The 13,740-nt window shown below is 64.7% G+C and carries 13 protein-coding genes and 1 pseudogene; 9 read left to right on the top strand and 5 right to left on the bottom strand.

What is annotated here, in order from left to right; all coding sequences use genetic code 11:
• Positions 1 to 249: 249 nt before the first annotated feature.
• Complete coding sequence (gene istA, locus A5767_RS10980; protein WP_064852303.1) at positions 250 to 1,884, top strand: IS21 family transposase; 1,635 nt, start codon at positions 250 to 252, stop codon at positions 1,882 to 1,884.
• A gap of 47 nt (positions 1,885 to 1,931) precedes the next feature.
• Positions 1,932 to 2,686 (top strand): annotated as a pseudogene (gene istB, locus A5767_RS10975) (IS21-like element helper ATPase IstB).
• A gap of 972 nt (positions 2,687 to 3,658) precedes the next feature.
• Here istB and A5767_RS10965 read toward each other — a convergent pair.
• Positions 3,659 to 4,897 (bottom strand): MFS transporter, encoded by a 1,239-nt coding sequence (locus A5767_RS10965; protein ID WP_006551236.1) that lies wholly within the window; start codon positions 4,895 to 4,897, stop codon positions 3,659 to 3,661.
• Between the two features lie 98 nt (positions 4,898 to 4,995).
• On the opposite strand from A5767_RS10965, the gene A5767_RS10960 reads away from it, so the two are divergent.
• The 4 genes from A5767_RS10960 (at position 4,996) to A5767_RS10945 (ending at position 7,375) form a co-directional block, all read left to right on the top strand.
• The gene (locus A5767_RS10960) at positions 4,996 to 5,616 is read left to right on the top strand and encodes a CGNR zinc finger domain-containing protein (RefSeq protein WP_230826424.1); all 621 of its coding nucleotides are present in this window, start codon (positions 4,996 to 4,998) and stop codon (positions 5,614 to 5,616) included.
• 959 nt (positions 5,617 to 6,575) lie between these two features.
• Complete coding sequence (locus A5767_RS10955) at positions 6,576 to 6,767, top strand: hypothetical protein (RefSeq protein ID WP_064852306.1); 192 nt, start codon at positions 6,576 to 6,578, stop codon at positions 6,765 to 6,767.
• Positions 6,768 to 6,895: 128 nt separating this feature from the next.
• The gene (locus A5767_RS10950; RefSeq protein WP_064852302.1) at positions 6,896 to 7,168 is read left to right on the top strand and encodes a hypothetical protein; all 273 of its coding nucleotides are present in this window, start codon (positions 6,896 to 6,898) and stop codon (positions 7,166 to 7,168) included.
• 15 nt (positions 7,169 to 7,183) lie between these two features.
• Positions 7,184 to 7,375 carry a hypothetical protein gene (locus A5767_RS10945; RefSeq protein WP_064852301.1) on the top strand — a complete coding sequence of 64 codons (192 nt, stop codon included), beginning with the start codon at positions 7,184 to 7,186 and terminating at the stop codon, positions 7,373 to 7,375.
• 151 nt (positions 7,376 to 7,526) lie between these two features.
• Here the strand turns inward: A5767_RS10945 and A5767_RS10940 are convergent, their stop codons facing one another.
• The 3 genes from A5767_RS10940 to A5767_RS10935 all read right to left on the bottom strand — a co-directional run bounded on the left by A5767_RS10940 (position 7,527) and on the right by A5767_RS10935 (position 8,986).
• Positions 7,527 to 7,790, bottom strand: coding sequence for a hypothetical protein (locus A5767_RS10940; protein WP_064852300.1), 264 nt, complete (start codon positions 7,788 to 7,790; stop codon positions 7,527 to 7,529).
• Between the two features lie 188 nt (positions 7,791 to 7,978).
• Positions 7,979 to 8,125 (bottom strand): hypothetical protein, encoded by a 147-nt coding sequence (locus tag A5767_RS23075; RefSeq protein WP_156665148.1) that lies wholly within the window; start codon positions 8,123 to 8,125, stop codon positions 7,979 to 7,981.
• A gap of 96 nt (positions 8,126 to 8,221) precedes the next feature.
• Positions 8,222 to 8,986 carry a hypothetical protein gene (locus A5767_RS10935; RefSeq protein WP_064852299.1) on the bottom strand — a complete coding sequence of 255 codons (765 nt, stop codon included), beginning with the start codon at positions 8,984 to 8,986 and terminating at the stop codon, positions 8,222 to 8,224.
• Positions 8,987 to 9,302: 316 nt separating this feature from the next.
• Here A5767_RS10935 and A5767_RS10930 point away from each other — a divergent pair, with 316 nt between their 5' ends.
• From A5767_RS10930 to A5767_RS10920, 3 genes are all read left to right on the top strand, one after another.
• Positions 9,303 to 10,901, top strand: coding sequence for a hypothetical protein (locus A5767_RS10930; protein ID WP_156665147.1), 1,599 nt, complete (start codon positions 9,303 to 9,305; stop codon positions 10,899 to 10,901).
• 69 nt (positions 10,902 to 10,970) lie between these two features.
• Complete coding sequence (locus A5767_RS10925; RefSeq protein ID WP_064852297.1) at positions 10,971 to 11,783, top strand: DUF3658 domain-containing protein; 813 nt, start codon at positions 10,971 to 10,973, stop codon at positions 11,781 to 11,783.
• 229 nt (positions 11,784 to 12,012) lie between these two features.
• Positions 12,013 to 12,960, top strand: a complete 948-nt coding sequence (locus tag A5767_RS10920) for an SMI1/KNR4 family protein (RefSeq protein WP_064852296.1) — start codon at positions 12,013 to 12,015, stop codon at positions 12,958 to 12,960.
• A gap of 180 nt (positions 12,961 to 13,140) precedes the next feature.
• On the opposite strand, the gene A5767_RS10915 is transcribed toward A5767_RS10920, so the two are convergent.
• On the bottom strand, positions 13,141 to 13,623 hold the full coding sequence (locus tag A5767_RS10915) for a hypothetical protein (protein WP_064852305.1): 483 nt from the start codon (positions 13,621 to 13,623) through the stop codon (positions 13,141 to 13,143).
• Positions 13,624 to 13,740: the final 117 nt, after the last annotated feature.

Here is a 13,740-nt window from a genome sequence, read left to right as displayed (position 1 = left end):
TTCGGCACAGGGCACATCCTTCCAGCAGTGCCTTGCGGCACCACAGATCAGATGTCACCTATCCGTGCAGCAGTCCCCGCACTGTGGTCTGCCATGAGGATGGGACCAGTGTGAGCTGATTCTGCCAGGGTGATGGGACCACCTGGATTGCCAGTTATGGGACCACCGGCGCGCCTTGCCGGTGGTCTCGTCATTTGCTCGTTCGATCGTCTGTGACAGCTCAATCGAGGTCACGGAGGTTCGACGGGCATGGCTTTTCGGGAGATCAGTGTGAACGAGATCAGAGAAGTACTGCGATTGTGGCTCGGGACGGCCGCTCTGCCGGCGCCTGGGCTGCGCACGATCGCAGGGCATGCCGGGGTGGACCGCAAAACCGTCCGACGCTACGTCGACGCCGCCCAGGTTGCCGGGTTGACGAGGGGCGGCACTGCAGCCGACATCGACGACGAGTTGATCGCTGCGGTCGTCGATACCGTGCGGCCCGACCGGCCTCGCGGCCACGGGGCGGCGTGGGAACAGTTGCTTGCGCATGAGGAGCAGATCACCAGGTGGGTGGCAGGAGACGATGGTCGGAAGCCACTGACGATCACCAAAATCGAAGTGCTCCTCGCCCGTCAAGGCTGTGTGGTGCCCTATCGGACGCTGCACCGCTTCGCTACCGAGCGGTGCGGATTCGGCCGCAAGGACCTCACCGTTCGGGTCGTCGACGGAGATCCGGGTGTCGAATGCCAAGTCGACTTCGGGTATCTGGGGATGCTCACCGACCCCGAAGACGGTCGGGCCCGGAAAGTTCATGCCCTGATCTTCACCGCCGTGTACAGCCGGCACATGTTCGTGTGGCTGACCTACTCGCAGACGCTGGCGGCGGTGATCGCCGGATGCGAGGCGGCATGGACGCTCTTCGGCGGGGCCTTCGCGGTCTTGATCCCGGACAACCTCAAACCCGTCGTCACGACCGCGGCGGACCCGATCACCCCGCGTTTCAGCGAGGGGTGGCTCGACTACAGCAGCCACGTGGGATTCATCACCGATCCTGCCCGGGTGCGGTCACCGAAGGACAAACCCCGTGTCGAACGCATCGTGCAGTACGTGCGCGGAAACTTCTTGGCCGGTGAACACTTCACTGATCTTGCCGAAGCTCAAGAGTCCGTTGTCCGCTGGTGCATCCACACTGCGGGCATGCGTATCCACGGCACCACCTGTGCACGGCCGCTGGAGGTCTTCGGCACCGCCGAACGACCCATGTTGTTGCCGATGCCGGCGGTCTACGATGTGCCAGTCTTCAAGGACGTGAAAGTGCACCGTGATCTCCACGCAGAAATCGGGCGGGCGTTGTATTCGTTGCCGCACCAGTGGATCGGATCGACGCTGTCGGTGCGCGCCGACACTGAACTGGTGAAGTTCTATCACCGCGGGACCCTGGTGAAGATCCACCCCCGCACCCCACCTGGTGGCCGGAGCACCGACCGTGCTGACCTGCCCGAACACAAGTCCGACTACGCGCTGCGTGATGTCACCTCCCTGATCGCGAAGTGCACCGCGCACGGGCCGAACATCGGGATCTACGCCGAACGCATCCTCGACGATCCGCTGCCGTGGACGAGGATCCGCAGCGTCTACCGTCTGCAAGGACTGGTCCGCCGCTACGGAGCCGAACGGGTCGAGCAGGCCTGCTCCCTGTCGCTCGACCTCGACGTCGTCTCGGTCACCAAGATCGCTTCGATGGTCGAACGCGCCACCGAAAAGACCTCGCCGGATCTTCCGAAAGCATTCGGACACAATGCATCACGATTCTCACGTGATCCTTCCGAACTCAACACTGCCGCAAATGCACCTGCACTGTCAGTCGTCGGCGACAATGCCGAGAACGCGGAGACCCACTAACGAACGCCAATGCTCGCACCATAGCCACCGAACCTGTCGGCACCGACATGATCCGCCTGCTCAAAGCCCTCCAACTCGGGGCGTTGGCCGACACACTGCCCGAACGCGCCGCTCTGGCCCGTCAACACAAGCTCAGCCACATCGGGTTCCTCGAAGTGCTCCTCGCCGACGAGGTGAACCGGCGTGAATCACGTTCGGCGACAATGCGAGCCACCAAAGCAGGACTCGATCCGGCGATGGTGTTCGATACCTGGAATGCACTCGACGATCTGCGCTACGACCGGACACTCCTCGGGGATCTGACCTCGTTGCGGTTCCTCGACAACCAGCAGTGCGCGATCGTCCTCGGCCCGGTCGGGGTCGGCAAGACTCACCTGGCGACAGCATTAGGGCACATGGCGATTCGTTGGCGGCACAGCGTTCTGTTCGCACGCTCGACAAGCTGTTCACCCGGCTCCGCGCAGCCCGATTGGATGACACCGTCGACGCCGAGATCCGCCGGTTGACCGCGATCGACGTCCTCATCATCGACGACTTCGCGCTGCGACCGCTCGACGCCACCGAAACCAACGACTTCTACGAACTCATCGTCGAACGACACAAGAAGAAGACCACGATCGTGACATCCAATCGGGAGCCGTCGGAGTGGCTGACGATGACCGCAGACACCCTTCTTGCCCAATCCACAATCGACCGGCTGACCTCCAGCGCCCACACCCTCGTCGTCGAAGGGCCGTCCTATCGTCAACGCACCCGGCCCGGAACAGTTGACGCCGGCATCGACAACGCGCATCCTCAATAGCGCGCCATGGTGGTCCCTACCCTCTGGCAATCAGGTCGTCCCATCAACCTGGCAAGCGACATCGATTGCCTCGAATCACTTCACGCAGCCCTGGACCAGCGCTATCCGGGTCTTCCTGGCGACACCCTTCTCGACATCGTGAAATTCAATCTCCCAGCTGCTCCGCCGGAAGCGGACGCCGAGGTTCCATCAGTAGCGAACACCCCTACCAGACCTCACGGACTTCGTGAGATGTGGAGGGACCGCTTCGTGCGGGCCGACCGCAGTTACACCTGCGATTGCAGCACCGGCCGTTGCATCGGACCAAATAGTTCCCCGGTGGCGATGTCGTCCACCCCACCGCAGGGCGGCATGTCATCAGTGCAGCGCGGGGACATGCCGTCGGGCCAGGTCAACGCGTATGTCTCCGGTCCGCTCCGGAATCCGGTTCAGGCATCGGGGTGATCGCCGTGTGCGGTGCGCTCGGTGGCGCCGGCACCTGCTGTGACCGCTGAGACGGCCGCAGGCTCGAAGGACAGGATCGCCAGGCCCGAAATCTTGAGTCGTGGACACGGACCTCGTGGTGCCGGGCTCGGCGTCGGGGTGGGCCAGATCGCGCACCCGCACATCGAGGAAGCGGGCCAGCGCGACGGTCTGCTCCCAACTCGGATATTCGATGCCCGCCTCCCAGCGGTCGACCGCCGGCTCTTCGGCCAGACACGCGGCATCGACCTCGGGACCGAAGTGGCCTCCCAGTGACATCTGCGGCAATCGAGTACGCGTGGCCCGTTCCATGAGAACCGACCGCACAACTGGCACAGGGAACATTTCTTGAACCTGCCCGGAGGTACACCGGGCACCATCGAGGTCGGGTTGGTGGCCCCGCCTGTCGCTCCGGGACAACGATAAAACGTTGTATGTGCAAGTGCCGTATGTGCAAGCGCTTCCCGAAATCGATCGTCCATTGACAGATTGCCGAATCGATGATGGAGCTCAGCTCGGCTGCATCGCCGGCTGCGGTGCTGCTACTCGCTGCTCTCGAATGAGCCAGGTCAGGACGGTTGACACGAGCAGGACCGCAGCGCCGCTGAGGAAAGAGATGCCATAACTGCCGGTGGCATCATGGAGCACGCCACCCATCAGCACACCGAGCGCAGCGAACAGTTGATGGATCAGCCAGGTCGAGCCGAGAATCCCGCCCATGGCGGTGCCACCGAAGCGATCCGCGATCAATCCTGTGGTCAGCGGGATCACGGGGAACGAGGACAGCCCGAAAAGGACGACGGCAACGGTGAGGAGCTGTCCGGTGCCGGCGAAAGCCAACACGAGGAAGCTCACGACGCGTACGAGATGCAATGCCAGCAGGGGGCGGCGCTTGCCCCACCGTTTGGCGGCCCATTGACCGGTAGCCCACATCGAGGCAGCACTGCACACTGCGACGAGCGCCATCAGCCATCCGGCGGCAGAGGTCCCGAGCCCCAGCTCCACCGCGAGTTTCGGCATGTGGGTGGTGAACATGTAGAGCGAATAACCGCATCCCGCGAAGCTGAGGCCGATCAGCCAGAACTGAGGATCTTTCAGTGCTTGATGAAGGCTGGTTGCAGCGAGCGTCGGAACGGGGGTTTTCTCCGTTTCCAGTCCCACATCGCCGGGGTCATTCCGGGCGCCGAACCAGGTGACCGGAACGACGATGGCGAGCATCACACAGCCGAGGATCGCGAAGGCGGTTTGCCATCCGAACGTGGAGATCAGGACTCCTGCGAGCGGAAGTAGCAGTAGTTGGCCGGCGTTGATGCCCATCGAGCTGATCGCCAGTGCCTGAGGGCGCCGGCGTACGTGCCATCGCGTCACCAGGACCGATGCGGGCATCGAGCTGCAGCCGGCGAATCCGATCGCGACGATGATTCCGAAGAGCAGGACGAACTGCCAGAACTCGGTGATGGCCGCGAGAAGAAGGTAAGCCAGGCCCATCAGCGCGGCGCTGGCGGTCATCACCGTTCGTGGACCCGACCGGTCGATGAGCCGGCCCATGACCGGCTGGGCCAGCCCCCACATGAGGGTGCTCGCTGCGACGGTGCCGCTCGTGGCTGCGAGTGACCACCCGAAGTGCCCCATCAAGGGCGGGATGAATTGGCCGATTGCCAGATTCAGTCCGAAGGCGCCGGTCAGCGATATGAACGCCACTGCGGTGATGCGTGTGCCCCAGCGGCTGTGCAGTACGGACCTGTCCATGAATCCCCCCTAAGCTAATGGATGTGTATTGCTTGGCCGTTAGTTAGGTATCGCAGCACGAGATCTAACGCAAGTCAAACGGGGATACCATTAGTTCTATGACGCGACAGCCCCATCCCTCCCCGACTGCACCTCTGAGCGGAGAACCCCTCGCCCTGGAATTGGTGAACACCACCTACATCGACGGAGGACTCCGGGGGCATCGTGTCGACGCACTGACCACCACGGACCAGCTCACCGCCTGGGCGAGCGAACATGCCGGTCAGTTCAGTGATGAACTACCCGCGGTTCTCGTGGAACGAGCCTGCACCCCGCGCACCCACGAACAGTTCCTCTCGCTGCGCGAGGCGCTACGCAGCTGCCTGCAGTCCGTTGTCGAGCACGCAGTACCCAACGGCGAGTCCCTCGCGGTCATCAACGGATTCAGCCGCTACAGCGCATCTCGCCTGGAAATCTCACCCGGGAACCCTGTAGTGGTGACGCGGCGGTGGCAGGTCGACGATCCGTGGTTGATCGCGCTCGGCGAAGTCGCGTCCGACGCGTGCCGACTGCTGATGCCGGATCTGATCGGCCAGGTGCGGGCATGCCCCGCGCCGGGATGCATCCTCTTCTTCGTCAAGTCCCATCCTCGGCGAGAGTGGTGCTCACCGGTGTGCGGGAACCGCGCCCGGGTCGCACGGCATGCCCGTGCCGGTAGGACGGCGCCAGGGACGGCCTGACTTTCTCGTCGCCGGTCTCGCGCCGGCGACAACTCCGGCCAGCGGCACCATCAGGTCCACCGACCCACCCCGGACCACAGCTCGCCGGCACCGCGATGCGTCAGCAGGGCGTGTGCACCATCGCGGGGAGTCGTCAATGGTTCGTGTCGGACACTGTGATGCTCTCGAGTGACGTCGTTACCGTTGGGACGATCCCTCCGCTGCGGCGCACACCTCCGAGAACTCGCAGATTCGCCATCACAACGGGGCCGAGGCGGTCCACACTTCGTGCCATCCTCCCCGGTGCGCGCACAGCCAGTCGTTCGGTTCATGCGAATACGCCGGGAGTCAGCTCGAGCGCATCATAAAAAGGGGGTGAATGCAAGCGGCGGACCTCGAATAGCTCACGTTCACCCAGGCCCGGGTGGCGCCGGGATCAGTTCTGGTCTCGGTCTGCTGGGAATCTCGACATCGTCGAGCGAGAAGTCTCGATCCCAACCTCGGAAGGCATCGAAACCGGCCAGGTCTGAGCCCAACGCCATCGAGGTGGTGCAGGGGACGGTGGCGATCGTCAAGAGGGCCGCCTGGGGGTACCGGTCTGACCCGTGCTGGGCTCGCCCAGGCAGCCACCGGAGGCGACTATTTCGACAGCGGCTGGACCGAGTCGACCATCGATCTTGGCGTCGAGGGCCACGTTCTGATTCTCGAGACCGGCAAGTAGACCGGCTCTTCCCTGCGGCGAAGTGCCGTGCCCGAGGGGTACGCACGTACCCCCATCCTCGCATCCGGCGATCGGGACCGTCGAAGGGTGGGTGTGGCACGTGCCGCGGCACGGCATTTCGCGCCGCTGCTCCTCACGCGTCTGGTGCACCGGCACCCGTGGTCGGGGATGCCACTGCGCCCCGGCGGGGAGATGGCCGAAGCACGCGCGTCGTGCGATCGCGGCGAGTGGGGCAGTGGGATGTGCTGTGCTGGTGGCCATGACAGCACCCCACAAGACCGAGGCCGCCGCCCGCGCGGCTGTCGCGCAGATGGAACCGATCATGGCTATCGAAGGCCGGCAGATGAGCGATGGGGACAAGGACCTGCTCGTCGATCTGATCCGCGGGGTGATCACCCCCAGCGAGGTCGCGGCCGTCATCGCCGGCGAGGCGGGCTACGAGCTCGACTGAGCCACCGCCCCTGCCGCTCTCACATCCACCGGTGTCGGTGCTGGTGTCTACGGTCGCCGGGCGCGCACAGCTCGCGCGTGCGGCCCCAGACGAAACGGCCGCACCACGACAGGGGAGGGGAGTGGTCGATGCTCGACGACGAGGACCGCGGCTATCGGGACGGCCGCCGCGCGGGGGCGCGGTTCGCGCGCAACCCGACACGCGAGCCGAAAGATCCGGCGATCCCGCGGTGGGTGAGCGATCCGCATGTCTACCTGCGCTTCTGGCAGGAAGGCTGGGTGCAGGGCATGTCCGATCCGGACGGCACCCGGCTGCGGCATCCCCCGCAGCCGATCCGAATCCACACCACCGCACCGGCATCGTCCGCGACCGAGCAGCCCTGCTCTGTGGAGGAAAACTGAGCCGGGCCGCGAAGTGTGATCGACAACCGGCTGTGCACCGCGGTACTGAAGGCGATGCCGCTGCCGGACATCGCCCTCGACGCCGTGGTGGCCGGCATTCCGCTGCTGACCGGTCAGAACACGACGCGGGGCGGCGGGTCCATCGACCTCGCCTGGGGACCGGAGAGCCCGAACCCGTGGGATGAGCACGGCCCCGGCTGGCTGTAACCCCGTATGCGCCCATCACGGAGGCACCGGTCGCGGCCGGTCCCCGCAGGACCGACCCGCCGGTACCCAGCCGGGATGTCCCCGCACCCACGGCGCGCGGGGACGTGTCATCTGCGCAGTTCACGGCAGGTGTTCGGGGTCGCGCAGCGGGTCAGTCGGTGCTCTGGCTGTGCTGGCGGGCACGCCGGTAGGCGTAGGTGCAGGCAGTCAGCAGGATCGTCGAGCTCAGCAGGATCGGTAGTTTCGCGGTCCAGGACGAGGCGGAGGCGAGCGCGGCCGCGCCGAGCATTAATGCGCCGCAGGCTTGGACGGCGAGCGCGGCGATCTTCGGGGCGGGTTCGGTGGCGGTGCGGGTCCACACGAATCCGGCCAGCAGCACCAGCGCTCCGAGCATCAGCACGACGGTCACGATCACAGGGGCCTCCTGGCAGGTGGACTCAGCGGCGGGTGTGCCGGCGCTGTTGGTTCTCGGCGAGGGCGAGCCCACCGGCGTCGTCGCCGGTGGGCTCGCCGCGCAGCTGACGGCGGTCGACGGTGATGCGGAGCGCGTGTCGGTGCCCTCCCTCGCTGGTCTCCTCTTCGGCTGCTTCCCCGCGCGTGGCGTCATGCCTTGCTGTCGCCGGGACCGTAGGCGCTCCTGCATGCGGTCAGGAAGGACAACATGCCGCCGAGTGTGAGTGCGGCGGTGTCGGCGCCGAACGGGACGATGAGCAGCCCTGCCAGCGCGGTGGCTGTGAGGAGCGAGGTCAAGGGATGTCCGTACCACCATCGGTAGCGATGCGGCGGCTGGGGATTTGAATCGTTGGTGTGCATTCGTCCTCCGTGCGGTTGAGACTGAGGGTGAGATCAGGCTGCGGAGCGGTGATCGGTCAGCAGGTATTCGACGAGGGCATAGCCACGGGGAAGGACTTCCTTTCCGACGCGCCCCAGCTTCGGGGTGATGATGTGCTTGCGCCAGCGGTAGAGCCGGTTGCGCGCGGCGTTCTCGGTGATTTCCATCGCGGCTGCGGCATCGCGGATGTCGAATCCGTGGGACACGATTTCCAGGATGGGCCGAACGTCACTCGGGGCTCCCTGGATGAGTTGGAAGACAGCGTGGCGCAGGAACTCCTCGTCCTGGTCGAAGCTCTGATCGGGCCTCTCGAAGCCTTCGTTCTTGGCAGCGCGTTCGTCTTGGCGGCGGCGGCGGTGCTCGACCCAGTCCTTCAGGATCTGCCCCTTGGTCAACAGGCATCGGTTGACGAAGAACGTGGTCAGGGAGGACTGCGATGAGTTCCACGCGCGCCGGTCAACCACGTTGGCCAGGAACGGGCGGAAGGCTCGGCTGATCATCTCGAGCGCGAGCTCTTCCCTGGTGTCCTTGCTCTTGGCCAAGAAGTCCAGGTCTTCGGAATCGAGTTGCACCGCCGCACCGAGTGGGCCCGCGCTCGCGATCCGCCCGTCTTTAAGCATCGCGAGGAGTTGGGGAAGAGCGATGGTGTACAGCTCCTGCGCGAGTGCCGCGCAGGCAGGAGTGAGGCGGTCGCGCGCATCGAATGCTCCTACCTCCTGTGCGGACTCCAGGAGAGCGCCGAGCCGGTCGTTCTGCTGGTGATGTTGCTCTACGGTCATGAAAATCCTTCGTGGTGTTCATCGTGTCCCGCGTGTCTGCATTCCTTACGCGCGAGTACAACCACGGAGTGGTTGTACCTGCGGCTTATTGCGATTTTTCGATTTCCATCTCGCAAAGTGAGACGCATCACAAGTAGTGCGATCGGGTGGTCTCAAGTTGGAGACCGGAGCTCAACGATCACCGCTGTCGGTGGGGCGACGAGAACAGCTTGAATGACGTAGCCGCGACAGCGCTGCGACGCGCAAACCGATGTCGCCACGGCACCTACATCAGGGGACGTGTCAACTACCTGGTCAGCTTCGGCACAATGCCACGGTGATGCGTATTTTCCGGGAGTTGCACAACAGTGGTGACGATCCGATCCTCCGCAAGCAACGGCAGGACCTGTCGCCGACCAAGGACGAGGGGGACTTGTTCGCTCACCGCCCGAGTCCCCGCAAGATCCGGGTACTGCTCGACGTCGAGAGCCTGTCGGAGGACACTTCCACACCGGTGCAGCTGTTCGAGGCGTTGATCGAGCATCCGCGGGTGTTCCGCCTCGATGTCGAGACCAGCACGATCACCTCGACCGAGCATTCCGAGACCGCGCGAGCCGGCCTGTTGAGGGTCCGAGCCGTCCCCGTAGTTGCCGGTGAGTCCACGGACCGTGGCGTGGGGTATCACTGGTCCATCGACGACGAGAATCCGCACCCGGATGGCTCGACCACCCAAGCGGCCAGCGCTTCGACGTACCCCTGGCAGCAGGTCTACGAGACGATGCAGACCGTCGACAGGCTCGCTGCCCGAGGCCATACGGTTGATGTCGGCGTCGACGAGGCAGTGACCTGTGCGGTCGTGGCCGAGGTGGCCCGCTCCGCTGGTTTCGATCTGCTGATCTCCGAAGCACCGGCGGCGGCCGCGCGGTTGCTGCCGATGCACGATCGGATGGTGGTGGTCTCCCGCTCGGAAGCGGTCCCGATCATCGCGCACTATCTGCGCCGTCAGCACATCTTCCGTACCGGCCCGCGGCTGGTGAGAACACACAGCCGCCACGACTACTACGCCGACTCGGTCCACGCCCTTGCTCCGGCACTGCGCGGCTGGGAAACGCGCTTCGCCGCTGTGAGTGGTGTGCCGGCGGAGATAACCGAGGAGGTGTGGTCGCGGTATCTCACTGCCAGGAGCCGGCTGGCCCGCGTGCTCGAATGCCGCGACGACATCATCTGGAGTCTGGGCAGCTATCTCACCAAGCCTGTGCTCGAGGACTGTATGGACGACTTCGACCACCTGCTGCTGTTGCTGTGCGGGGCGGTGGACGTGGTCGCCCGCGCGCTGCACGTGGCGCTGGGTCTGCCGAAAGAGTCCGCCCGCAATGCCAAGCTGCACGGGCGCTGGTACACCCGCGAGGTCGCGGAGCGTTACGGCGCCGAGCCGGCGGAGAGCGCCACCATCGCGGAACTGTCTCGGCTCCAGCGGGACCTGCGGGTGATCTTCGAACTGCGCAATTCCATCCACAACGTGCAGATCCGCCCGGCGCTGATGCTCGGCTCACTGCGCGAGCCGGACGCGCCGCGCGGGCAAGCACCCTTCGGCGCGCACATCACCGCGGACATCGTCGCCGAGCTCGAGAAGATCGGTCCCAAGATCGCGAACGCGTGGGGATTCGAGCCAGCCTTCGACGGAGGATGGGCCGCGGATCTGTGGACGGTCGCCGACAAGGCCGTCGCAACGGCCTTCCGGTTCCTGGATCTGCTGAGTCTGCTCGTGCTGCGCAATCCTCTACCGGAAACTACTTCGGCGCTGCTGGCCGGCAAGGTCCCGGATACGCTGCCGCATCCGGTTCCGTGGGAGGGCTACGACGACTACCTCCCCATCCTTCTCGGCCTGTCCATTCCCGCTGATCGAACCGTCCCTGACGACCCGTCGGATGCGTGATCGCGCGGGGGAGGGCCTCCAGGTCGGTCGGGTGCACGGACGGGCTTATCGCAGCGCTGAAGGGCCCCTGTGAATGCCTGGTCGCAGGATCATGGGTTCGACATCGTCGCCGCAGTCCGATATCACGAGGTTGTGCCGACGAACCATATTGCCCCCAGCTTCACCGCCGGGACCGCGTTGCAGAAGGCGCTGGCCGCTATCGGCGACGACTGCATGATCTTGACCGACGTCGATGATCTCAGCTGGGGTCCGATCGACGCGCCGTCGCTGCGCCGTCACCCATCCGGTTGGTGGTTCAGCGATGTCATCGCGGGGCGACATCATCCGTGGATGCCGGCTTTCGGACGGTGGGATCCACGCTTCATCGACGCATCGACTCCGACGGTTTTCTGGTTCGGCAGACGATCCGCTGAAGAACTGTGCAGCTTGCTGTGTTTTGCGAGCACTGCCGAGGGTCGACCCTGGTCACTGATCGACGTCACCGAAAACAGTGGCTCCGGGAGTGTCTCGTCCACGGCGCCATCGGAATTGAGCCAGCTCGTCGACACTGCGCGTCCGGTTGATACCAGCAAGTCTGCCGAACTGGCCGAGCGTTGGCGAACGCTTCAACACGAGAACGCACCGTTTCGGGTGCTGACGGGTTCGACCCTGAGGTCAGCGCCGGCGGATCACTTCGACGAATTGTTGCTTCAGCGCACGCCGATGCTGCCGACACCGATGAGCCGAGTGGTCGCCGAAGCGATGGGCACGAACCCGTCAGGGCCGGTGGCCGACTACGTGTTGAGGGGACGGTTGATCGCGCTGATATCCGAGGGGAAGATCGCCGCAGAGGGCAACCCCAGCACGATGGAATCGTGTCTCATATACCGTGCGAGCACGTGAACCCTGTTGCCGCAGGACGCGCGCGGTGCCAGAGAGCGAACCCCGTCGTACCGATAGTCGCGATGGCACCGAGGGGGAGGGCCCACCCGGTCGAGAAGTGAGCACTCGTCTCGACGATTGAGAAGTGATCACTGTGGAGGATTGGACCTTGATCAGTCAGCTGCACCATTCAGCTTCGAGAAATCTGCCACTTCGCCTTCTGATCAGTTGAACAGGGCAGAATCTGCTCGTGATCGCTTGGGATCTGACGGTCTTCTACCGGCGTGGTGACTCCGGTGGTGGGCAAGGACTGCACGGTCTGAACAACAGTGACTCCGTTGCGCAGGCAGTACGCGATGCGGTGCGAGCGGCCCGGGAGTGGGCGGACAGAACCGGCAGCACCATCAAGGCGGTTCCGGGCCGTTTGCTGATCAACGGGGTGCAGGGGCCGATCGATCTTCCCGGCCTCGATGGTTCGTTGCCTCTGGATGAGGTCGCGGCCGGAGCCGAAGACGCGCTGCACCAGTGGCACGTTCAGCAACGTCATGCCGTCCCCGAGGGCGAGAGCGCTAGTGCGATCGAGCCGGAAGACGACGGCACCGCACCGCGGTCCGCCACCCGCGGCGGTGACCTGACCGTGTTGTGGCAGGACCTCGCTGCCAGCGGCGCCCTCGACGACGTGGCAGCAGGAGCCAGCGAGGACGATCTCGACGCCGCCGAGAACCACACCGACTATCAGTGGCCGGACGAGGTCCGTGAGCTGTTCCAGCTCCAAGGCGGAGGTATCGAGATCGTCCCGATGTTCCGGCTGCTCTCCCTCGACGAGACCGTCACGACATGGGACATGTGGACGCAGATCAACGACGAGCTACGGGAGCGCTGGCCGGAAGGCTCCGCCCCTGACGAGGCAGCGATCCGGTCAGCGCCGGCGGGTAGTCCGGCCGAAGTGTTCATCCCCGACCTGATCCCCATCGCCGACGATGCTGCCGGTACTTCCCTGTGTGTCGACACCCGCCCCGGCGACCTGCACGGCTGTGTTGTCGAGTACTCCGCATCCGCAGGTGGTTCACGCCCACTGTGGGTCTCGGTCAGCGCCATGATCGAGACCGTCGTCGACAGCATCCGGAATCGACGTCCACTCCATGACGGCTGGACAGCGACCACAACGGGAACGTTGAGCTGGCAGTCGAACGACTGAAACGTCACGAAAAACGTGAGTGGATCTGGGCCTTGCGCCGATCGAACCGCTGAACAGACTGAGGTGACCGAACTTGCTCATCTTTCGACCGGACCCGACAGCAGCTTGTGTGCAGGTTGGGTGCGGGCCGGACTCGATCACCGCCGGCAGATTCTGAACGGGGAGGATCGCGGGGCAGGGTCAGCGGCTTTCGTCGATTTCCACCTCGGGGTGAGGTGCTGGTGGCAGGAAGTTCGGTCTTCTGAACGTGATTCGCGGGACGGTCGGATCGTCACTTCGATGGATATAAACCGTCGTCGGCAGACTGATCCATTCACATGTCCAGAGCTTACCGAGGCGATACACCTGCGGAGCCGACCCCGCTGCCCGTGCCGGTCTGAAGGGCCCCACCACATGGTCGTCAGCAAAGCTCACGTGAATGTCGGTGTCGGGGCTGGCCGTTCCTGAGATCACCCACCATGTGGGATGTGGAACATCGCCGGCGAATTCTTCTTCGAACGCGGTCATCGCCTTGTGGTTCGGCTCGTTCCAGATCGAGAGACCGCGACGTTCGGCGTCATACAGCATGCGAAGTTTCTCTTCGCGTGCGATCAGGTACTTGCCGTCCTCGCGGTACTGCATCACCACGTTCGACACCGGGAGTGTGAGGCGATCGATGTGCATGAACCCATGATCCCCGCGTGGGGTGCATCCGCTACCGGGATCCGGTAGCGGACCTTCGACGACACCGGCAACAGCGCCCGCCGACATGCGTCCCTACCGCCGGTCGAGCGCGCAGTC

The organism is Rhodococcus sp. 852002-51564_SCH6189132-a, assembly GCF_001665495.1.
GTDB lineage: Bacteria > Actinomycetota > Actinomycetes > Mycobacteriales > Mycobacteriaceae > Rhodococcus > Rhodococcus pyridinivorans.
The sequence above is the reverse complement of the archived record's forward strand: the minus strand, read 5'-3'. Positions and strand labels throughout refer to the sequence as shown.

Coding starts and splice junctions, on each gene's coding strand:
- A5767_RS10965 (WP_006551236.1), bottom strand. CDS start 4,897: ATGGACAGGTCCGTACTGCACAGCCGCTGGGGCACACGCATCACCGCA.
- A5767_RS10935 (WP_064852299.1), bottom strand. CDS start 8,986: ATGACCGTAGAGCAACATCACCAGCAGAACGACCGGCTCGGCGCTCTC.
- A5767_RS10950 (WP_064852302.1), top strand. CDS start 6,896: ATGCTCGACGACGAGGACCGCGGCTATCGGGACGGCCGCCGCGCGGGG.
- istA (WP_064852303.1), top strand. CDS start 250: ATGGCTTTTCGGGAGATCAGTGTGAACGAGATCAGAGAAGTACTGCGA.
- A5767_RS10955 (WP_064852306.1), top strand. CDS start 6,576: ATGACAGCACCCCACAAGACCGAGGCCGCCGCCCGCGCGGCTGTCGCG.
- A5767_RS10915 (WP_064852305.1), bottom strand. CDS start 13,623: ATGCACATCGATCGCCTCACACTCCCGGTGTCGAACGTGGTGATGCAG.
- A5767_RS10960 (WP_230826424.1), top strand. CDS start 4,996: ATGACGCGACAGCCCCATCCCTCCCCGACTGCACCTCTGAGCGGAGAA.